The following is a 19,197-nucleotide window of genomic DNA, read 5'->3' as shown; positions in this document are numbered from 1 at the left end:
AGCCCGTGTTGTCATAGCCGGGTGACTCAGCAGGAATCCACGTCGACGCTGTCCCGGCCGCTCGTTGTGGCGGTCGGGCTCGCCGTGCTGCTCGCCATCGGTGTCGCCGCGCTCGGTCTCGTGCTGGGCACGGGAAACGAGGCCGAGGACGTCGTCCCCGGCCGCTCGGGGCCGCTCGCGCTGGTCTCGATCGACGCGCCGGACGCCGGTTCACCGCAGTGCACCTCGCTGGTCGAGAAGCTGCCGGTCGGGCTGCCGTCCGGTAAGGACATGCTGCCGCGCAGGGAGATCGCCACGCCGGCGCCGCCCGCCGCGGTCGCGTGGGGTGACGCTCAGCACGACCCGGTGGTGCTGCGCTGCGGACTCCCCCGCCCGGCCGAGCTGTCGCCGTCGGCCCAGCTGCGGGTGATCTCGGACGTCCAGTGGCTGCAGCTGCCGGGTTCCGGCACCTCCACGTGGGTGGTCGTCGACCGCGGGGTGTACGTGGCGCTGACGGTGCCCGACGACGCGGGCACCGGGCCGTTGCAGGACATCTCCACGACGGTGCGTGACCTGCTGCCGAAGCAAACGGTTCGCACAACCCCTTAGCGCAGGCCTGAGCCGCGCGCGACCGCCGTCTCGATCAGCGTGGTCAGCAGCGTGGCGAAGTCCACACCGGTCGCCTCCCACGCCTTGGGGTACATGGAGATCGGCGTGAAGCCGGGCATGGTGTTGAGCTCGTTGATGATCAGCTGGTCGTCCTCCGTGAGGAAGAAGTCCACCCTGGACAGGCCCTGGCAGTCGAGCGCCTTGAACGCCGTGACGGCCATCTCCCGCAGCCGCGCGGTGATGTCGTCGTCGAGCTTGGCCGGGATGTCGGCCTCGTAGGAGTCGTCGACGTACTTGGCGTTGTAGTCGTACCACTCGACGCCCTCGCCGACCGGCCGCAGCTCGGCGGGCAGCGACGCCTCGACCCGGCCGTCGGGGAACTCGAGCACCGCGCACTCGATCTCGCGCGCGTTCGGCACGGCCGCCTCGACGATGACCTTGGGGTCGTGCTGGCGCGCCTCGAAGATGGCGGCGTCCAGGTCGGCCCAGTCGCTGATCTTCGAGATGCCGACCGACGACCCGGCGCGCGACGGCTTCACGAACACCGGCAGCCCGAGCCGCTCGCGCTCGTCGAGGGTCAGCGTGGTGGCGGCGCGGTCGAGCGCGACGAACGTGCCGACGTTCAGACCTTCGGCCTGCAGCAGCTTCTTGGCGAAGATCTTGTCCATGGCGGCGGCGCTCGCGAACACACCGGGCCCGACGTACGGCAGCCCGCCGAGCTCCAGCAGCCCCTGGATGGTGCCGTCCTCGCCCCACGCGCCGTGCAGCAACGGGAACACGACGTCGACGCCCTCCAGCGCCTGCCCCGGCTCGATCGCGGCCACGGTCTGGTTGCGCAGCGTCGGGAGGTTGCCGGTACCGGCCTCCAACGCGCCGGGGTCCGTGCCGAGCGCCCACTGCCCCTGCGGCGTGATGCCGACCGGCACCACCTCGAAGCGGTCGGCGTCGAGGTGCGGCAGCACGCTCTTGGCGGACTGGCAGGAGACCTCGTGCTCGGAGCTGCGACCGCCGAAGATCACGGCCACCCTCGTCTTGCGCTGCGTCATGCGGGCGACCCTACCCGTTTGGGCGATTGCCACTGTTGACCAGTTGGCGGCCGCTGACGTCGAGTCGTGCTGGAGATCAAACCCCTCGACCTCGACGACCTGGACGGCTACGTCGCGTTGCGAGTCGCGACCCAGCCCGTCGACGACCCCACCGCGCCGGTGCCGGACAGGGAGCGGATCGCGCGCGGGTTGCGCAACCCGCGCGTGGAGCACGGCGAGGTGATCCACCGCATCGCCGTGCGGAACGGAGTGGTGGTGGCCGCGGCGTCGGTGGCGTTGCTGCCGGCCGAGAACTCGCGGATCGCCGCCGGCGAGGTCGAGGTGCACCCGGACCACCGACGGCAGGGCATCGGCACCGAGGTGCTGGAGGCCCTGCTCACCGAGCTGCGCGGCAGGGGCAGGGAGACGTTCGAGAACCTGTGGGTGACCAGGGGCAGCGCCGGTGAGCGGTGGGCGGTCGCGCGCGGGTTCACGGTGGGAGCGCACCGGCTGTGGCAGAAGCTGACGATCGCGGACGTCGACCCGGCGGTGTGGGACGTGCCGGCGCCGGACGGGTACCGCGTGCAGCAGTGGATCAACGCGACGCCGGAGCACCTGCTGGCGTCGGTGGCCGCGACCAGGCAGTCGATCGTCGACGCACCGGCGGAGGGCATCGTGTCCGTCTCCCCGGCGTGGACGCCCGAGCAGGTGCGCGCCAAGGAGTCGCTCGCCAGGCAGGCGGGCGTCGAGCAACGCATCGTCACCGCCGTGCACGGCGGTGAGGTCGTCGCGCTGACCGAGCTGTCGCTCTACCCCTCGAACGTGACGTCGGCGTGGCAGGAGGACACGGTGGTAGCGCCTGCGCACCGCGGCCGTGGGCTCGGACGTCTGGTGAAGGCGCACATGCTGCGCTGGCTGCTCGCGGACCGGCCCGCCCTGGAGTTCATCGAGACCCAGACCAACGGCGACAACGTCCACATGATCCGGGTGAACCACCGGCTGGGGTTCGTCGACGCCCGCGAGATGGTGACGGTCAGCCGGCCCTGCTGAGCAGTTCCACCAGCACCGGCAAGGCGCTGATCAGCTGTTCCCGGGAGCACGCGCTGTACCCGATGGCCAGGCCGTGCCACCGCGCGCGGTGGACGAAGTGCCTGCCGAGGCCGTCCACGCGCAGGCCGCGTTCGAGTGCCTGCTTCATCACCTCGCGCTCGGCGTCCGCGTTCGGCAGCAGGACCACGACGTGCGCGCCCGCGTCGTCGCCGAGGACCTCGATGCCGGCCGCGGCGAACGTGTCGACGATCAGGGCCCGGCGTTCGGCCAGTTCGCGGCGGAGCTTGCGGAGGTGGCGGCCCAGGTCGCCGGTGCGGGCGAGCTCGACGACGACGCGCTGGCCGGCGGCGGCCGGGCTGGTGCCGGTGAGGTCGCGGTGTTCGAGGACGGCGGTGGCGATGTGCTCGGGGGCGACCATCCAGCCCGCGCCGAGGGTGGGGGTGAGGATCTTGCTGGTGGTGCCGAGGTGGACGACGACGTCCGGGGCCAGCGCGGCGAGTGAGGGCAGCGGGGCCACGTCGTAGCGGAGCTCGCCGTCGTAGTCGTCCTCGATGACCAGCCATCCGTCGCGGCGCGCGCGCTCGACCAACGCCACCCGGCGGCCCGCCGACATGCGGCCGCCCAGCGGGTACTGGTGCGCGGGCGAGCAGTAGACGGCGCGGACGCCCGCGGGGACGGCGTCGGGGAGCAGGCCCTCGGCGTCGACGGCGGCTTGGACGACCTTCAAGCCCGCCGCGCGGAACACGCCGACCGCGCTGGTAGCCGGGTTCCTCCACGGCCACGGCGTCGCCGCGCCGCAGGACCGCGACCGCGATCTCGGTCAGCACCGCCGTGGTGCCGCCGGTGGCGAGCACCGGGTCGGCGTTCACGGCCAGGCCGCGGTGGCGCAGCAGGTGTTCGGCGATGGCCTCGCGTACTCGGCAGGCCGGCGCGTTCCGGGCGGGACAGCGTGGTGTGTCGGCGGCGGCGCGCCAGGCACGCGCCAGGCCGCGCGGTCGAGGCCACCGGCCCAGGGTGCGCCGGTGCCGAGGTCGACGAAGTCGGTGATGGCGGGGACGACGGCCTTGCGCGAACGTTTGCGCATCGGGCCGGGCGGCGTCGTCGTGACGTACGTGCCGGATCCGTGACGGCCCGCGATCCACCCTTCGGCGTGCAGCTGGTCGTATGCGGCCGCGGTCACGGTGCGGGACACTCCGAGGCGATCGGCGAGCGCGCGTGGAGGGCAGCCGGTCGCCCGCGCGCAGCCGCCCTTCGGAGGCGGCGGAGCGCAGCGCGTCGGCCAGCTGCACGGCGAGCGGCTCGGCGGAGGAGCGGTCCAGCGCGACGGGCAGTGCGGTCTCAGCCAAAGTGGCCTTCTCAGATCAGTCGAAAATGGCGCTTCAATGATGCCACTTCGCCGGGCAGAGTGTGAGTCATGACCTCTGACCTGCAGCTCTCCCCGACCCCGCGCAGCACCGTCGTCCGCGGCAAGAACAGAGCCGTCGAAGACCGCCAGGTGCTCTACGACATCCTCGACGCGGGCCTGGTCTGCCACCTCGCCGTCGAGGTCGACGGAGCCCCGTTCCTCATCCCCACCGCGTACGGGCGGGACGGCGACCGGATCTTCCTGCACGGCTCGACGGGCTCGCGGTCCATCAGGAGCATGATCGAGGGCAAGCCGGTGTGCGTGTCGGTCACGCTCGTCGACGGCGTCGTGTACTCGCGCTCGGTGTTCCACCACTCCATGAACTACCGCTCGGCGATCGTCCACGGCACCGCGCGAGTGGCGGACGACCCCGAGCACGCCCTCAAGGTCATCGTCGAGCACGTCACGCCCGGCAGCTGGGACTACGCGCGGCAGCCGACGCGCAAGGAGCTCGCCGCCACCGTCGCGCTGGAGATCGACCTGACCGAGGCCAGCGTGAAGGTGCGCGACGGCGGGCCGGGCGAGGAGCCGGAGGACCTGGAGGCCAACCTGGTGTGGGCCGGGCACATGCCGCTCGTCACGACGTGGGGCGCGCCGGTGCCGCACGAGACGGACAAGCCCGTCCCGCCGCACGTCAGCGCACGGGGCCGTTGACCGGGTCGTAGCGGTACGGCGTCATGGCCCGCGAACCGTGGCGGTACACGTGGATCGACACGGCCGGGTCGGCGCCGTCGTTGCGCACGTGGTGCACGTAGCCGGGGCCCCACACGCGCGACTGGCCGGCGTGCAGCGAGTGCACGACCTGGATCTTCGTCGTCACGACCTCGGTGAGCAGACCGCTGACCACGGTGAACGCACCGGTCGTGACGGCGTGGTCGTGCAGGGAGGCCGTCTGACCGGGGAGCCAGCTCATCAGCCAGATCTCCTGGTCGGCGGTCTTCTCCACCAACGTCGAGAAGCGCTCTTCCGGGTCGTAGCGCAACAGGTGGGCCCACCGCGAGCGGTCCGCGGCGACCGACAAAGCCACCCGAACGGGGTGCAGCAGGGCGGAGTTCTCAGGCAGAACGACGGTATTTTCCGGAACGGCGAACATCGCGAAGAACTGTCCTAACCATGGCGAATGCGCGAAAAGAGGACGCGGGACTATCGCCAGGTACAACACAGTGCGCGCAAGGACATGCCGGAGAGGGTCCCGGAGTCGGGACCCTCCGTCAATCCAGTCCCAAGGAGTGGGACACGTCGGCGACGAGGTCCCGCGTGTCCTCACAACCCGCCGAGAACCGCACCAGCCCCTCCGGCACCGGGTCGCCCCACTGCGCGCGCCGGTCCGCCGTCGAGTGCAGGCCGCCGAACGACGTCGCCGCCGACACCAGCCGCGAGCGCGCGAGGAACGCCTCGACCGCCTCCGCCGACTCCAGCTCGAACGTCAGCACCCCGTTGAACCGCCGCATCTGCTGCGCCGCCACCAGGTGCGCGGGGTCCTCCGGCGCACCGGGCCACCGCAGTCCCGCGACCCGGCCGGACAGCGCCGAGTACAGCGCCGCCGCGTTCTCCGCCTGCCGCGCCAGCCGCAGGTCCAGCGTGCCCAGCCCGCGCAGCGCGAGCCACGTCTCGAACGGCCCGGGGATCGCACCGTTCACCGTCCGCGCGGACCGCACCCGCTCGGCCAGCTCGGCGGAAGCCAGCGTCACGTGTCCGAACAGGACGTCGCTGTGCCCGGCCACCGCCTTGGTGTCCGACGCCACCACGACGTCCGCACCGAGCTCGATCGGCCGCTGTCCCAGCGGCGTCGCCGTCGTGTTGTCCACCGCCAGCAACGCGCCGGCCTCGTGCGCCGCGGCCGCCAGCTCCGCGATGTCGCACACGTCCAGACCGGGGTTCGACGGCGTCTCCAGCAACACCAGCCGCACGCCCTCGAACGACGGGTACGGGCCCGCGGTCGGCACCTCGACCACGTTCACGTCCATTTCGGACACGAACTTGCGGGTCAGGAAGTACCCGTCCGACGGGAGCACCAGAGTGTCCCCAGTGGACAGCACGGACCGCAGCAACGTCGAGATCGCCGCCATCCCGGACGGGAAGACGACGCACTCCCCGCCTTCCAGCGACCCCAGCGCGGTCTCCAGCGCACGCCACGTCGGGTTGCCCGCGCGGCCGTAGTAGTCCTCACCGCCGAGGTGGTACGCCGACGCGAACACCGGCTGCGCGCCGAACGGTTCGCCCGGCGCACCCGAGACCGCGTGCACGACCCGCGTGCCGTCACCCAGCTCGCTCACTGGCGCTCGTGCTTCCGGTCGCGACCCAGCAGCGCGGCACCGAGGTCGCGCGCGCTGAGCCCGTCATGACACACCATGTGCACGCCTTCGGTGATCGGCATGTCCACGTCGTGCGCCCGCGCGAGCTCACGGATCGACGAGCACGACTTCACGCCCTCGGCGACCTGCCCGTGCGCCGCCTCCTGGGCCTGCTCCAGCGTCTCGCCCTTGCCCAGCCGCTCGCCGAAGGTCCGGTTGCGCGACAACGGCGACGCACAGGTCGCCACCAGGTCGCCCAGCCCGGCCAGACCGGCGAACGTCAACGGGTCCGCGCCCAGCGCCGCACCGAGCCGCGCGGTCTCGGCCAGCCCGCGGGTGATGATCGACGCCATCGTGTTGTCGCCGTAGCCCAGGCCCGCCGCCATGCCGCACGCCAGCGCGATGACGTTCTTGCACGCCCCGCCGAGCTCGCAGCCGATCACGTCGGTGTTGGTGTACGGGCGGAAGTACGAGTTCGAGCACGCGTGCTGCAGGTCGACCGCACGGTCGTGGTCCGCGCACGCGATGACGGTCGCGGTCGGCTGCCCGACAGCGATCTCCTTGGCCAGGTTGGGCCCGGACACCACGGCCACCTGGGACGGGTCGACACCGGCGACCTCGGAGATCACCTCGCTCATCCGCTTCAGCGTGCCGAGCTCCACGCCCTTGGACAGCGACACCAGGGTCGCGTCCGCCGGCAGCAGCTCCTTCCACGCCGACAGGTTCACCCGCAGCGTCTGCGAGGGCGTGGCCAGCACCACCGCGTCGGCGCCGGCGAGCGCCTTCGCCGGGTCCGCGGTCGCCGCGAGGTTCGCCGGCAGCTCGATGCCGGGCAGGTAACCGGAGTTGACGCGGGTCTCGGTGATCTCGTCGGCGACCTGCTGCCTGCGCGCCCACAGCACGACCTCGGGGCCGGAGTCCGCGACGACCTTCGCGAACGTCGTGCCCCACGAACCGGCGCCCAGCACCGCAACGCGTTCGATCGCCATGTCAGGCCTTCCTCGGTCCGTAGAAGCCCTCTGGCGCCTGCTGCTCGCGGATCTCGGCGAGGCGGTCCTTGACGCTGTTCATCAGCAGGTCGGTGACCTCCCGCAGCAACGGCAGCGTCTCCTCCTCGCCGCGGTAGGCGGACAGGTCGACCGGCTCACCGACGAGGTGGGTGATCGTCTTGCGCGGGAACGGCCGGAACGTGCGCTGGTAGTGGTTGTAGAGGTCGAGGGTGCCCCACCGGGCGACCGGGATGACCGGACCGTCGTGCTGCAGCGCGAGCCGCGCCACCCCGGTGCGGGAGTTCGCGGGCCAGCCGTCGGGGTCCCTGGTGATCGTGCCCTCCGGGTAGATGACCACCACCTGACCGTTCTCCAGCGCCTCGTGCGCCGCGCGCAGGCTCTGCTGGGCGTCGGAGGTGCCGCGGTAGACGGGGATCTGCTTCGCGCCCTTGAGGATCGAGCCCATGATCGGCACGTTCCACAGGCTGTGCTTGGCGAGGAAGTGCGGCACCCGGTAGCTGCGGTGCACGAACACGGCGTCGTAGCACGGGTCGAGGTGCGAGATGTGGTTCATCACGAGCAGGGCCGCACCTTGGCGCGGGATGCGGTCCTTGTGCAGGATCCGGTGCCTGCCCAGCACGAACGACATCGGGTAGACGATCGCCGCGGCGACACCGACCCAGAAGCCGCCCTTCTCCCGTTTGGCCACGTGGCCTCTCCTCACCTGCGTAGATCTGCGCCCATGCGCACATTAGTCGCCAGATCGTGGACTATGACGAGGTGCGGGATGAAGTCGACCTCGTGGTTCCGGTCAAGACGCTGGACAGGGCGAAGACCAGGCTGACCAGCGCCACCGGCGGCGATCCGGTGTCGCACGCGGCGCTGGCGCTCGCGCTCGCCCTCGACACGGTGAGCGCGGCCGTGAACACCCCCGGCGTCCGGCGCGTGGTCACCATCACATCCGACCCGGCGGTGGCCGCGGAGATGGCCGCGCTCGGCGTCGAGTCGGTGCCGGAGCCGGCCGAGCCCGGTCTCAACGAGGCGCTGCGGCACGGCGCCAGGACGCTGCGGTCAGCTCGGATCGGCGCGCTGCAGGCCGACCTGCCCGCGTTGCGACCCGACGAGCTGCAGGCCGCGTTGGTCGCCGCCGCGGCCGTCGCGTTCGTGCCGGACCGCCAGGCACCGGCACCACGCTGCTGCTCGCCGCGCCCGGCGGTGAGCTCGGCCCGCGCTTCGGCGTCGGCTCGGCCGAGCTGCACGAGCGGTCCGGTGCGGTCGCGCTGATCGGCCCGTGGCCGTCGCTGCGCTGTGACGTGGACACGGAGGAGGACCTGCGGCTCGCACAGGCGATCGGGCTGGGAACGCACACCGCGAACGCACTGCCCGCCTGGACAACCTGATCAAGTCACACGCGTCCTCGGAGGTGATCCACGACCTCGGAGACGCATGCGAACCCTCATCGGACTGGCGGTGCTCACCGCCGTCGCCGGTTGCGCCACCGCCCTGCACCTGGAGCGGGCACCCGGCTACACCGCACCGAACAAGCTGGTGTCGTGCCACGCCGACCTGCCGGACGACTGGAGACACCAGCTGTCCCGCACCAGGACCGAGGTGGGCTCGCACGAGCACGTCAGCGTCGTCGCGGCGAACGGCACCGCCGACACGACACTGGTGAAGACCACCCGCAACCGCACCACCGAACTGGTGCTGCGCGACAGCCGCAAACGCCAGCAGGTCATGGCCGTGCAGGACGACGCCCAGCTCTTCGACGTCGAGTTCGACGGCCGCTGGGTCACCTTCGCCACCACGCCCGGCCCCGGAAGCCGCGACACCACCGTGTACGCCTGGGACTCGCAGAAGGACGGCGCTCCCGTGCGGATCAGCGGCAGCGCCGCTCCCGTGCTGCACAACGGCAGAGCCGCGTGGGCGGACGAGGCCGGCGTCCACCTCCACGACCTCGCCAAGAAGAAGGACACCGTCGTCGGCAAGGGCGAGGCGCCGGCGTTCTTCGGCGACCTGCTCGTCTGGACGCAGGACGGGAAGTTCCGCGCGGTGCGGACGGACCGCGGTGAGGCCGTGCTGCCGGAACCCCTCGCGAAGGCGAGCCCCGGTGCGAGCGTGGCCTCGGACGGGCGCACGCTGGTGTGGACGCAGGACGACAGGTTGCTCGGATGGCGTGCGGACTGGCCGCAGGCGCGTGAGCTGGCCGAGATCAAGGCGGTGCCGAAGACCGAGGGCATCGTGTTCCCGCGCGTCAGCGGCGACTTCGTGTCATGGCGTTCGGAGTCTTCTTATGTCACCGACATCCGCAGCGGCGCGACCATGCACACGAGCGAGACCGAGTACTGGCTGGAGGTCCGCGGCGGCGCGCTCGCCCAACGCGGCCGGCACGCGGCCGCGGCGGCACCGCTGAGCGCCTTCTCCTCTTTACGCGCCTGCTAATCGTGACGAACGCCACGAAAAAGTTACTCCAAGCAACGTAACGGGAAACCTCGGCACCTTTACATCCGTATCCCCTGACGTACCCCTGGCGACGTGCCCCCGACGTCGTGTTCCCCGACGCGTTCCCGAGGTGTTCACAGTTGAATTCGTTGACGCACGCCGACTACCTGGCGTTGCGCCGCTTCCCCGCGCTCGACGGCCTGCGCGCCATCGCCGCCGTGCTGGTGGTGTTCTTCCACTACGGCGGCCCCGACTGGTTGCAGGGCTGGGCCGGTGTCCAGATGTTCTTCGTCCTCAGCGGTTTCCTGATCACCACGCTGATGCTGCGCGAGGAACGCAGGACCGGCCGGATCTCGCTCAAGGAGTTCTACCTGCGCCGGGCGTTCCGGATCATGCCGGTGTACCTGGTGGTCCTGCTCGTGGCCGCCGTCAGCTCGGCGATCTACGGCACGTTCACGAGCAACGGGATCGGCCCGTCGCTCAAGTACTACCTCACGTTCACCAACGAGTTCGCCGGCATCAGCCCGTACGGCCAGTCGTGGTCGCTGGGCATCGAGCAGAAGTTCTACCTGGTCTGGCCGCTGGTGGCGATCGCGCTGGGCACCGTCGTGCTGCGGCGCCGCGCCGGTGCGGCGCTGCTGGGCATGCTGCTCGTGCTCGTCGCGGTCAACTTCACGGTGGGCCACAGCAACCCCGGCTGGCCGCTGCACTACTTCTCGATCCTCACCGGCGTGCTGCTGGCCGTCGCGTTGCACAGCCCGCTCGGCTTCGCGGTGCTGCGGCCGCTGACGAACCGCGCGGCGCAGCTCATCGTCCCGATCGGATTCATCGGTGTGCACCTGGCCGTGAAGCCGATGGCGGCGTTCCTCGACGGGCTGGCGGGCATCCCCGGCCACGTGCTGGTCGTCCCCGTCTACGCGGTGGCGACCGCGGTCCTGCTCGCCTCACTGGTCTCGCCGGGACCGGTCACGACGTTGCTGTCCACCAGGCCGATGCAGTTCGTGGGTGAGCGGTCGTACTCGCTCTACCTCGTGCAGACGGTCGCGGCCACGATCATCTGGTACTTCTGGCCCGAGCTGTCCGGCATCGGGCAGGCCGTCGTGGTCACCGCGCTGGGGCTGGCGCTGGCGAGCGTCCTGTACCGGACGGTCGAGATCCCGATGATCAACCTCGGCCGCCGGGTGATCGCCCGCCAGCGCGTGCCTCAGCAGGGCGCGCCGCAGGCCCCCGCTCCGCAGTCGCCCGAGTCGTCCCGGCTCGCGACCATCGGGCAGGCCCAGCCGTAGAACGGGTTCGGGGCGAGCGGCACGGGTTCCCGGTCGCTCTCCCTGGCCTGTTCCCGCGCGTACTGGGTCGTGAGCGTCACGTTCGTGCCGCTCGCCTGCGCGTCGTAGGCGCCCTGCTCCAGCTCCAGGATCTCGACACCGCGCGAGATGTCCGCGACGAAGACGGTGCCGCGGTGCCAGTACGGCGCCCACGAGGTCGCCGCGTCCGGCCGCCAGTAGCCGATCTGGATCGGCCTGGCCGGGTCGGAGACGTCCAGGAACCGGGTGCCCTGGTTGTACCAGGAGTAGGCCACGATCCTGTTCTGCACGTCGAAGTAGTGCGCCGAGCACGTGACGTTGCCGGGGATCGTGCCCTCCTGGTCGTCCGGGCTCCAGATGCCGACGGTCTTCATCTCCTTCGGCGTCTCGCCCCAGCCCTCGCCGTTGTGCGTGCCCTGCAGCGAGGAGATGACGAACCGGCCCTCGGTCTTGCAGGTGGGCGAGCCGAACGCCTCCTCGGTGTGCAGCAGCAGCGAGCCGGGCGGTGCTCACGGGTCGGCCGTGGACCGTCGGCGAGCGTGCGGCCGACCGGGCGGAACGAGTTGTGCGTGAACGAGGTCGGCATGTCCGCCTTCGGCACGGCGCCGCCCGCGTACGGGACCGGGTCCCACGCCGTCGCCTCGCGGTGCTTGCCGCTCAACGGGTCGCGGTGCCATCCCCGCGTCCAGTAGCCGCGGGTGCCGTCATCGCCCGCCACCCAGGCGACGCCCTGGGCGTCGACCTGGACGTCGTGGGTGATCTTGCCCTCGCCCGCCTTGCCGCGGACGTCGACCGAGACGGGGAGCTCCTTCGGGTTCCTCGGATCGCGGATGTCGGTCACGAAGATGCGCCCGGTCTTGGCGTCCGACCGGTCCAGTCCTGCCGTCCACAGGAACTGGCAGTCGTTGATACAGGTGCTCGTGTGGCCGGTGTTCTGCCGGTGGAAGCTCAGCACCTTCAGATCGGCCGGGTCCACAGCGGACACGATGTAGTTGCCGGTCGGGCGGTCACCCGGCAGGGCGCGCCCGAACGAGTTCACCTCCCGCGCCAGGAACGCGAGCTTGCGCACCGGGTCGACGTTGATGTCCTCGTTCTCCCAGAAGCGCTTCGCCGGGTCGTCGCCGGGCAGCGCCAACTCCTGCTTGGTCAGGTGGTCGAGGAGTTCCGGCTGGTCGAGGTCGGTGACGTCGAACGTCTTCAGCCCGGTCTCCATGCTGACGAACGCGACGTCGCGGGGTCCGTACCGGGCGAACGCGATCGAGATGGCGCGTTCGGTGCCGGGCAGTGCCGCCTTGAGACGGACGTTCTTGGCCGCCGCCTGAAGACGAGGTTTGTCCACCTCGGGGGTTTTCGGCTCGGCTCCCGCCGCCGATGCCAGGCCCGCCGTGGTGAAGGCCAACAGGGTCGCCGCGGTGATCGTGGCAATAACCTTCATGGGTCCGACCCTGGCAGCGCACGGGTGCGACCGGTCAGGTCCGAACGTCTATCGTTCTGCTCTGTGCAGGCGACCGTGTCCACGTTTGACAGTGACGGCTCCGCGACGGTTCTGCGTGATGACGGCGTGCTCCTCGACGTGAGCGCGGAAGCCGTCACCGCGGGTGGCTGGCGGATGCTGCGTCCGGGGCAACGGGTGACCCTCGAACGTAGTCCCGACGGCGTCATCACCGCCGTTCGCATGCCTGTTCTGTGACGAGGAGTTCACCGGCCGGACGTTCGCGGCGGGGGCGCTCGCGTCGATAGTGGGGAACAATGCGGGGCGTGAGCACGGAGAACACTGACGGCCAGGCGACACCTCCCCGACGCCGCGCCACGCGGAGCAAGGCGGCGGAGACCCCGCCCGCGGCGGACACGCGCAAGCAGCCCCGCGCGGCGACGAGGCGGGCGTCCAACCCGCCGCGGCGCAAGACCCAGCCGACCCAGCCGGTGGCCACCCCGGTGCGGGGTGTCCCCTCCGCACCGCCGGCGGTGACGTCGAGCGCACTGCCGACCGACCTGCCGGACGACCGCTACTTCAACCGGGAACTGTCCTGGTTGGACTTCAACTCCCGCGTGCTCGCGCTCGCCGAGGACTCCTCGCAGCCGCTGCTGGAGCGCGCGAAGTTCCTGGCGATCTTCGCCTCGAACCTCGACGAGTTCTACATGGTCAGGGTCGCGGGCCTGAAGAGGCGGGCGGAGACCGGTCTCACGGTGCGCAGCGCGGACGGGCTCACGCCGCTCGAGCAGCTCGTGGCGATCTCCAAGCGCTCGCAGGAACTCGTGGAGCAGCACGCCCGCGCGTTCCTCGACCACATCCGGCCCGGTCTGGAAGAGCACCGGATCAGCATCGTGACGTGGGGCGACCTCACCGACTACGACCGGCTGAGGCTCTCCAACTACTTCAGCGAACAGGTCTTCCCGGTGCTCACGCCGCTGGCGGTCGACCCGGCGCACCCGTTCCCGTACATCTCCGGGCTGTCGCTGAACCTCGCGGTGACCGTGCGCGACCCCGAGGGCGGTGGTGAGCGCTTCGCCCGCGTGAAGGTGCCGGACAACGTGCCGCGCCTGGTGCGGGTCGAGGCGGACCGCTCGTCGTCGTCGGCGACCTTCCTGCCGTTGGAGGAGCTGATCGCCGCACACCTCAACGAGCTCTTCGCCGGCATGCAGGTCATCGAGTGCCACGCGTTCCGGGTGACCCGCAACGCCGACCTGGAGGTCGAGGAGGACCGCGACGAGGACCTGTTGCAGGCGCTGGAACGCGAGCTCGCCCGCCGCCGCTTCGGCCCGCCTGTGCGGCTCGAGGTGGCCGACGACATGACCGAGCACATGCTCGAACTGCTGCTGCGGGAGATGGACGTCGACCCGCACGACGTCGTGACCGTGCCCGGCCTGCTCGACCTGTCGTGCCTGTGGCAGCTCTACGGCATCGACCGCAAGACGTTGAAGGACCCGGCGTTCGTGCCGGCCACGCACCCGGCGTTCGGCGAGCGGGAGACGCCGAAGAGCGTCTTCGCGACGCTGCGCGAGGGTGACGTGCTCGTGCACCACCCGTACGACTCGTTCTCCACGTCGGTGCAGCGCTTCATCGAGCAGGCCGCCGCCGACCCGCACGTGCTGGCCATCAAGCAGACCCTGTACCGCACCTCCGGCGACTCCCCGATCGTGGACGCGCTGATCGACGCGGCCGAGGCGGGCAAGCAGGTCGTGGCGCTGGTGGAGATCAAGGCGCGCTTCGACGAGCAGGCGAACATCAAGTGGGCCCGCACGCTGGAGAAGGCGGGCGTGCACGTGGTGTACGGCCTGGTGGGCCTGAAGACCCACTGCAAGACCTCGCTGGTGGTGCGCCAGGAGGGGTCGACGATCCGCCGCTACTGCCACATCGGCACCGGCAACTACAACCCGAAGACCGCGCGGCTGTACGAGGACGTCGGCATCCTCACGGCGGAACCGACGATCGGCGCCGACCTCACGGACCTGTTCAACGTGCTGACCGGCTACGCGCGCCAGGACGAGTACCGCACGCTGCTGGTCGCGCCCTACGGCGTGCGCAAGGGGATCGTGGAGCGGATCGACCGCGAGATCGAGCACGCGCAGGCGGGCCGTCCGTCCGGTGTGCGCATCAAGGTGAACTCGCTCGTGGACGAGCAGGTCATCGACGCGCTGTACCGCGCGTCGCAGGCCGGGGTGCCGGTCGACGTGGTGGTGCGCGGCATCTGCGGGTTGAAGCCCGGCATCAAGGGACTGTCCGACAACATCAACGTGCGCTCGATCCTCGGCCGGTTCCTGGAGCACTCGCGGGTGTTCCAGTTCGTCGGCTGCGACGAGTTCTGGATCGGCAGCGCGGACATGATGCACCGCAACCTGGACCGCCGCGTCGAGGTCGCCGTGCGCGTGGCGGACCCGCGCCTGGTCGCCCAGCTCTCGAACATGTTCGTCTCGGCCCTGGACCCGCACACGCGCTGCTGGGTGCTGCGCAGTGACGGAGAATGGGAAGCCTCGCCTTCGGACGGCACGTCCGTGCGCGACCACCAAATGGAACTGCTGCACAAGCACGGAGCTCTTGGGTGATCAAAGCTGCTGGGGCGGTGCTCTGGCGCGATGCCGACGGTGACGTCGAAGTCGCACTGGTGCACCGCCCGCGTTATGACGACTGGTCGTTGCCCAAGGGAAAGCTCGACCGCGGGGAGACGATTCCCCAGTGCGCCGTGCGGGAGATCGCCGAGGAGACCGGGTACGCGTGTGTGCTCGGCAGGCACCTGCGGCAGGTCTCCTACGACGTGCGCGGTGTGCCGAAGACCGTCGACTACTACGCGGCCGAGGCGGTGTCGGGTTCGTTCGAGGTGAACGACGAGGTCGACGAGCTGCGCTGGCTGCCGGTCGCCGAGGCGCCGGCGTTGCTGAGCTACGCACCGGACCGCGCCGTGCTGGCCGAGTTCACCCGGTTGCCCGCCGACCTGTCGCTGGTGTTGCTGGTGCGGCACGCGAAGGCGGGCAAGCGGTCGGAGTGGCAGGACGACGACGACCTCAGGCCGCTCTCGGACGCCGGCTGGAAGCAGGCGGAGGCGCTGCGGGCGGTGTTGCCCCTCTGGGCGCCCACACGCGTCCACACAGCGCCCAGGGTGCGGTGCGCGGACACCGTGCGGGGCGTGGCCGAGGACCTGGCCGTGGGCGTGGAGGAGGAGCCGCGGCTGTCCGAGGAGGGCTACTGGCCGGACCCGGAGGCCGGTCTGGTGCGGCTGCTGGAGGTCGCCGCCCAGGAGGGCCGCGCGGTCGTCTGCTCGCAGGGCGGAGTGATCCCGTCGGTGGTGCAGACGCTGGCCGAACTGGGGGGTCTGCGACTGCCCGAGATCCCCTGCAAGAAGGGCAGCGCGTGGGTGCTCGCCTTCACCCGCCCGTTCGGCTCGTGGTCCACTTCGGACGCGCCTTCCCGCTGGCCAACGCTGGTGTCGGCCCATTACCTGGCCACCGCGCTACCGAAGCCGTGAACTGGGCCGAGGCTCGCTGAGCACCGTTTCACCGCCGCCGTCCGCTCGCCCCGGCAAAGGTTCGCCCCTGGCAACCAAGTCGGCCGAGAGGGCGGCGGTTTCGCTTGTGCCGGGGCCGTTCCGACGGGGGCAAGCGTTATTTGTATTGGGACCGCGGTGATTCGAGGGGGCTGCGCAGTGCCCGAAAAACACACAAGCCCCGGTGTGCGCACACCGGGGCCTTGCGTGGTTCTTCTGAACTGCTGAAGTGACGCAGCCTCCCAATCGGGAGGCCCGTCTCACTTCTTCTTGGCAGCCGTCTTGCGAGCAGCCGGCTTGGCCGCAGCCGTCGTCTTGGCGGCGGGCTTGGCAGCCGCCGCCGTCTTCGCGGCGGGGGCCTTCTTGGCCGTGGTGGTGGCGGTGGCCTTGGCAGCCGTCGTCTTCGCAGCGGTCGCCTTGGTGGCGGTCGCCTTCGCGGGCGCCTTGGCAGCCGTGGTCTTCGCCGCGGCGGCCGTGGTGGTGGTGCGACGGGTCGCGGGCGCCTTGTGGCGGCCGCGGCCGTGGGTGCGCGTGGTCGCGCGGGTCGTCGCGGCCTTGGTCGCCGGAGCCTTGGTGGCAGCGGGCTTCGCGGCGGCGGCGGCCGCGGGCTTCGCGGCAGCCTTGGCGGCAACGGCCTTCGGCAGCTTCTTCGCTCCGCTGATGACGTCCTTGAACGTCGAGCCGGGGCGGAACGCGGGCACGTTGGTCTTCTTGACCTTCACGGTCTCGCCCGTGCGCGGGTTGCGCGCGGTGCGAGCCGCACGGGCGCGCTTCTCGAAGACGCCGAAGCCCGTGATGTTGACCTTCTCGCCCTTGTTGACGCTACGAACGATCACATCGACGATGCCGTCAACAGCAGCACCCGCGGTCTTCTTGTCTCCGAGGCGCTCGGCGAGCGCCTCGATGAGCTGGGCCTTGTTCACTTCCAGTCCCTCCCAGGACGCTCACGGCCCTAGCGTCGGGCCGACTAGAACGCAACGGTAGGCCCAAATCGCGAGAAATACCAATCGCCACGCCAAAATTTTCGTTGTGGCGTGGCTAATTGCGCCCCTTCGAGGGACTCCAGGCGCCGGATTCGCCCCTCTCAAGGGGAGAATCCGGCCCCCTCTCAGACCGCCGGAAGCGGATCCGTTGTGGGCAACCAAGTCTGGCGATTGCCTTCAAATGCGCTGATCTCGGGCTCGTGGCGCAGTGTCAAAGCGATGTCGTCGAGGCCTTCCAACAGGCGCCAGCGGGTGTAGTCGTCGATCTCGAAGGGCGCCACCAAGTCCTTGGCGCGAACTGTCTTGTCGGCGAGGTCCACGGTGACCGGCGTGCCGGGTTCCGACTCGAGGAGCTTCCACAGCAGTTCGACATCGGACTGGGAGCACTGGGCCGCGACGAGGCCCTGCTTGCCGGCGTTGCCCCGGAAGATGTCGGCGAACCGGGACGAGACGACCACCCGGAAGCCGTAGTCCATCAACGCCCAGACGGCGTGCTCCCGGGAGGACCCGGTGCCGAAGTCGGGTCCGGCGACCAGCACGCTGCCCGCCTTGAACGGCTCCTGGTTGAGGATGAACTGCTCGTCACCGCGCCAGGCGGCGAAGAGGCCGTCCTCGAACCCGGTGCGCGTCACGCGCTTGAGGTAGACGGCCGGGATGATCTGGTCGGTGTCCACGTTGGACCTGCGCAGCGGCACACCGACGCCGGTGTGGGTGGTGAAGGCGTCCATGGTCAGTTCTCCAGGTCTGCGGGGGCCGACAGGGTGCCGCGCACGGCCGTCGCGGCGGCGACGAGCGGTGAGACGAGGTGGGTCCTGCCGCCCTTGCCCTGCCTGCCCTCGAAGTTGCGGTTCGAGGTCGACGCGCTGCGCTCGCCGGGTGCCAGCTGATCCGGGTTCATGCCAAGGCACATCGAGCAGCCCGCCTGCCGCCACTCGGCCCCGGCGTCGAGGAACACCTTGTCGAGGCCCTCCTGCTCGGCCTGCGCGCGCACCCGCATCGAACCGGGCACGACCAGCATCCGCACTCCAGAAGCGACGTGCTTGCCCTTCAACACGTCCGCGGCGGCCCGCAGGTCCTCGATGCGCCCGTTCGTGCACGAGCCGAGGAACACCGTGTCCACGCGGATGTCGCGCAGCGGCATGCCGGGCCGCAGCCCCATGTACGTCAGCGCCTTCTCGGCGGCCACGCGCTCGTTCTCGTCCGCGATCGCCTCGGGGTCGGGAACGGTCGCACCCAGGGGCAGGCCCTGACCGGGGTTGGTGCCCCACGTCACGAAGGGGGTGAGCTCGTCCGCGTCGATCGTCACCTCGGCGTCGAACGTGGCGTCGTCGTCGGTGCGCAGCGTCCGCCAGTACTCGACGGCGGCGTCCCAGTCCGCGCCGGACGGAGCGTGCGGACGACCCTTCAGGTAGTCGAAGGTCGTGTCGTCCGGTGCGATCATGCCGGCGCGGGCACCCGCCTCGATCGACATGTTGCAGACCGTCATGCGCGCTTCCATCGACAGGTCCTCGATGGCGGCACCGCGGTACTCCAGGACATAGCCCTGGCCGCCGCCGGTACCGATCTTCGCGATGACCGCGAGGATGATGTCCTTCGCCGTGACGCCCGGCTTGAGCGCGCCCTCGACGGTGATGGCCATCGTCTTGAACGGACGCAACGGCAACGTCTGCGTCGCCATCACGTGCTCGACCTCGGAAGTGCCGATCCCGAACGCCAGCGCGCCGAACGCGCCGTGCGTGGACGTGTGGCTGTCACCGCACACCACGGTCATGCCGGGCTGCGTGAGGCCGAGCTGCGGGCCGACCACGTGCACGATGCCCTGCTCCAGATCGCCCATCGGGTGCAGCCGCACGCCGAACTCCGCGCAGTTGCGGCGAAGCGTCTCGACCTGCGTGCGCGACACGGGGTCCGCGATGGGCTTGTCGATGTCGACGTCGGGACGTTGTGGTCCTCGGTGGCGATCGTGAGGTCCGGCCTGCGCAGCTTCCGGTTGGCGAGGCGCAGCCCGTCGAACGCCTGGGGGCTGGTTACTTCGTGCAGCAGGTGGAGGTCGATGTAGAGCAGGTCCGGCTCCGCGCCACTGCCGTGGCGCACAACGTGTGCCTCCCACACCTTCTCCGCGAGCGTGCGGCTCATCG

At 70.6% G+C, this 19,197-nt stretch carries 17 protein-coding genes and 3 pseudogenes; 9 read left to right on the top strand and 11 right to left on the bottom strand.

Going from position 1 to position 19,197, the window contains the following annotated elements; translation table 11 throughout:
- Positions 1-21 precede the first annotated feature (21 nt).
- Positions 22-588, top strand: coding sequence for a DUF3515 domain-containing protein (locus BBK82_RS21620; RefSeq protein ID WP_065916630.1), 567 nt, complete (start codon positions 22-24; stop codon positions 586-588).
- Here BBK82_RS21620 and BBK82_RS21615 read toward each other — a convergent pair.
- Entirely contained in the window at positions 585-1,634 is a 1,050-nt protein-coding gene (locus tag BBK82_RS21615) for a D-alanine--D-alanine ligase family protein (RefSeq protein ID WP_065916629.1), read from the bottom strand. The genes BBK82_RS21620 and BBK82_RS21615 overlap by 4 nt on opposite strands.
- A 66-nt stretch (positions 1,635-1,700) precedes the next feature.
- Between BBK82_RS21615 and BBK82_RS21610 the strand changes: the two genes are divergently transcribed.
- Complete coding sequence (locus BBK82_RS21610; RefSeq protein ID WP_065916628.1) at positions 1,701-2,663, top strand: GNAT family N-acetyltransferase; 963 nt, start codon at positions 1,701-1,703, stop codon at positions 2,661-2,663.
- Here the strand turns inward: BBK82_RS21610 and pdxR are convergent.
- Positions 2,647-4,009 (bottom strand): annotated as a pseudogene (gene pdxR, locus BBK82_RS21605) (MocR-like pyridoxine biosynthesis transcription factor PdxR). The gene BBK82_RS21610 and the pseudogene pdxR overlap by 17 nt on opposite strands.
- A 68-nt stretch (positions 4,010-4,077) precedes the next feature.
- Here pdxR and BBK82_RS21600 point away from each other — a divergent pair.
- Positions 4,078-4,722 carry a pyridoxamine 5'-phosphate oxidase family protein gene (locus tag BBK82_RS21600; protein WP_065916627.1) on the top strand — a complete coding sequence of 215 codons (645 nt, stop codon included), beginning with the start codon at positions 4,078-4,080 and terminating at the stop codon, positions 4,720-4,722.
- On the opposite strand, the gene BBK82_RS21595 is transcribed toward BBK82_RS21600, so the two are convergent.
- The 4 genes from BBK82_RS21595 to BBK82_RS21580 all read right to left on the bottom strand — a co-directional run bounded on the left by BBK82_RS21595 (position 4,703) and on the right by BBK82_RS21580 (position 8,060).
- Positions 4,703-5,161 carry a cupin domain-containing protein gene (locus BBK82_RS21595; protein WP_065916626.1) on the bottom strand — a complete coding sequence of 153 codons (459 nt, stop codon included), beginning with the start codon at positions 5,159-5,161 and terminating at the stop codon, positions 4,703-4,705. The genes BBK82_RS21600 and BBK82_RS21595 overlap by 20 nt on opposite strands.
- Positions 5,162-5,279: 118 nt before the next feature.
- Positions 5,280-6,344, bottom strand: a complete 1,065-nt coding sequence (locus BBK82_RS21590; RefSeq protein ID WP_065916625.1) for a cystathionine gamma-lyase — start codon at positions 6,342-6,344, stop codon at positions 5,280-5,282.
- Complete coding sequence (locus tag BBK82_RS21585) at positions 6,341-7,351, bottom strand: NAD(P)H-dependent glycerol-3-phosphate dehydrogenase (RefSeq protein WP_065916624.1); 1,011 nt, start codon at positions 7,349-7,351, stop codon at positions 6,341-6,343. Before BBK82_RS21585 ends, BBK82_RS21590 begins: the two co-directional genes overlap by 4 nt.
- A gap of 1 nt (position 7,352) precedes the next feature.
- Positions 7,353-8,060, bottom strand: coding sequence for a lysophospholipid acyltransferase family protein (locus BBK82_RS21580; protein WP_065916623.1), 708 nt, complete (start codon positions 8,058-8,060; stop codon positions 7,353-7,355).
- A 71-nt stretch (positions 8,061-8,131) separates the two neighbouring features.
- Here BBK82_RS21580 and cofC point away from each other — a divergent pair.
- The 3 genes and pseudogenes from cofC (at position 8,132) to BBK82_RS21565 (ending at position 11,079) form a co-directional block, all read left to right on the top strand.
- A pseudogene (gene cofC / locus BBK82_RS21575) lies at positions 8,132-8,751 on the top strand (2-phospho-L-lactate guanylyltransferase).
- A gap of 46 nt (positions 8,752-8,797) precedes the next feature.
- Entirely contained in the window at positions 8,798-9,793 is a 996-nt protein-coding gene (locus tag BBK82_RS21570) for a hypothetical protein (RefSeq protein WP_065916622.1), read from the top strand.
- A gap of 140 nt (positions 9,794-9,933) precedes the next feature.
- Positions 9,934-11,079, top strand: a complete 1,146-nt coding sequence (locus BBK82_RS21565; protein ID WP_065916621.1) for an acyltransferase family protein — start codon at positions 9,934-9,936, stop codon at positions 11,077-11,079.
- Here the strand turns inward: BBK82_RS21565 and BBK82_RS21560 are convergent.
- Positions 10,998-11,471 carry an LVIVD repeat-containing protein gene (locus tag BBK82_RS21560; protein WP_065916620.1) on the bottom strand — a complete coding sequence of 158 codons (474 nt, stop codon included), beginning with the start codon at positions 11,469-11,471 and terminating at the stop codon, positions 10,998-11,000. The two genes, BBK82_RS21565 and BBK82_RS21560, sit on opposite strands and share 82 nt — an antisense overlap.
- Positions 11,468-12,532: an LVIVD repeat-containing protein gene (locus tag BBK82_RS21555; protein WP_065916619.1), complete on the bottom strand. Its 1,065-nt coding sequence runs from the start codon at positions 12,530-12,532 to the stop codon at positions 11,468-11,470. Before BBK82_RS21555 ends, BBK82_RS21560 begins: the two co-directional genes overlap by 4 nt.
- Before the next feature lie 63 nt (positions 12,533-12,595).
- On the opposite strand from BBK82_RS21555, the gene BBK82_RS21550 reads away from it, so the two are divergent.
- Genes BBK82_RS21550 through BBK82_RS21540 form a run of 3 tightly spaced genes read left to right on the top strand, consistent with a single transcriptional unit; the run spans position 12,596 to position 16,058 of the window.
- Positions 12,596-12,787 carry a cold-shock protein gene (locus BBK82_RS21550; RefSeq protein ID WP_065916618.1) on the top strand — a complete coding sequence of 64 codons (192 nt, stop codon included), beginning with the start codon at positions 12,596-12,598 and terminating at the stop codon, positions 12,785-12,787.
- 59 nt (positions 12,788-12,846) lie between these two features.
- Positions 12,847-15,141 (top strand): RNA degradosome polyphosphate kinase, encoded by a 2,295-nt coding sequence (locus BBK82_RS21545; protein ID WP_179953794.1) that lies wholly within the window; start codon positions 12,847-12,849, stop codon positions 15,139-15,141.
- The gene (locus tag BBK82_RS21540; protein ID WP_237048408.1) at positions 15,141-16,058 is read left to right on the top strand and encodes an NUDIX hydrolase; all 918 of its coding nucleotides are present in this window, start codon (positions 15,141-15,143) and stop codon (positions 16,056-16,058) included. The genes BBK82_RS21545 and BBK82_RS21540 overlap by 1 nt, the downstream gene beginning before the upstream one ends.
- 278 nt (positions 16,059-16,336) lie before the next feature.
- On the opposite strand, the gene BBK82_RS21535 is transcribed toward BBK82_RS21540, so the two are convergent.
- From BBK82_RS21535 to leuC, 3 genes and pseudogenes are all read right to left on the bottom strand, one after another.
- Entirely contained in the window at positions 16,337-16,999 is a 663-nt protein-coding gene (locus BBK82_RS21535; RefSeq protein ID WP_065916616.1) for an HU family DNA-binding protein, read from the bottom strand.
- Positions 17,000-17,184: 185 nt separating this feature from the next.
- On the bottom strand, positions 17,185-17,787 hold the full coding sequence (gene leuD / locus BBK82_RS21530; RefSeq protein WP_065916615.1) for a 3-isopropylmalate dehydratase small subunit: 603 nt from the start codon (positions 17,785-17,787) through the stop codon (positions 17,185-17,187).
- 2 nt (positions 17,788-17,789) lie between these two features.
- Positions 17,790-19,195: pseudogene (gene leuC, locus BBK82_RS21525) on the bottom strand (3-isopropylmalate dehydratase large subunit).
- Positions 19,196-19,197: the final 2 nt, after the last annotated feature.

Source organism: Lentzea guizhouensis (genome assembly GCF_001701025.1).
GTDB lineage: Bacteria > Actinomycetota > Actinomycetes > Mycobacteriales > Pseudonocardiaceae > Lentzea > Lentzea guizhouensis.
This window is presented reverse-complemented; position numbering and strand designations above follow the sequence as displayed.

What these genes read in the sequence shown, in the direction of transcription:
- BBK82_RS21615 (WP_065916629.1), bottom strand. Translation starts at nt 1,634, where the DNA reads ATGACGCAGCGCAAGACGAGGGTGGCCGTGATCTTCGGCGGTCGCAGC.
- BBK82_RS21600 (WP_065916627.1), top strand. Translation starts at nt 4,078, where the DNA reads ATGACCTCTGACCTGCAGCTCTCCCCGACCCCGCGCAGCACCGTCGTC.
- BBK82_RS21595 (WP_065916626.1), bottom strand. Translation starts at nt 5,161, where the DNA reads ATGTTCGCCGTTCCGGAAAATACCGTCGTTCTGCCTGAGAACTCCGCC.
- BBK82_RS21585 (WP_065916624.1), bottom strand. Translation starts at nt 7,351, where the DNA reads ATGGCGATCGAACGCGTTGCGGTGCTGGGCGCCGGTTCGTGGGGCACG.
- BBK82_RS21570 (WP_065916622.1), top strand. Translation starts at nt 8,798, where the DNA reads ATGCGAACCCTCATCGGACTGGCGGTGCTCACCGCCGTCGCCGGTTGC.
- BBK82_RS21560 (WP_065916620.1), bottom strand. Translation starts at nt 11,471, where the DNA reads ATGAAGACCGTCGGCATCTGGAGCCCGGACGACCAGGAGGGCACGATC.
- BBK82_RS21555 (WP_065916619.1), bottom strand. Translation starts at nt 12,532, where the DNA reads ATGAAGGTTATTGCCACGATCACCGCGGCGACCCTGTTGGCCTTCACC.
- BBK82_RS21545 (WP_179953794.1), top strand. Translation starts at nt 12,847, where the DNA reads ATGCGGGGCGTGAGCACGGAGAACACTGACGGCCAGGCGACACCTCCC.
- leuD (WP_065916615.1), bottom strand. Translation starts at nt 17,787, where the DNA reads ATGGACGCCTTCACCACCCACACCGGCGTCGGTGTGCCGCTGCGCAGG.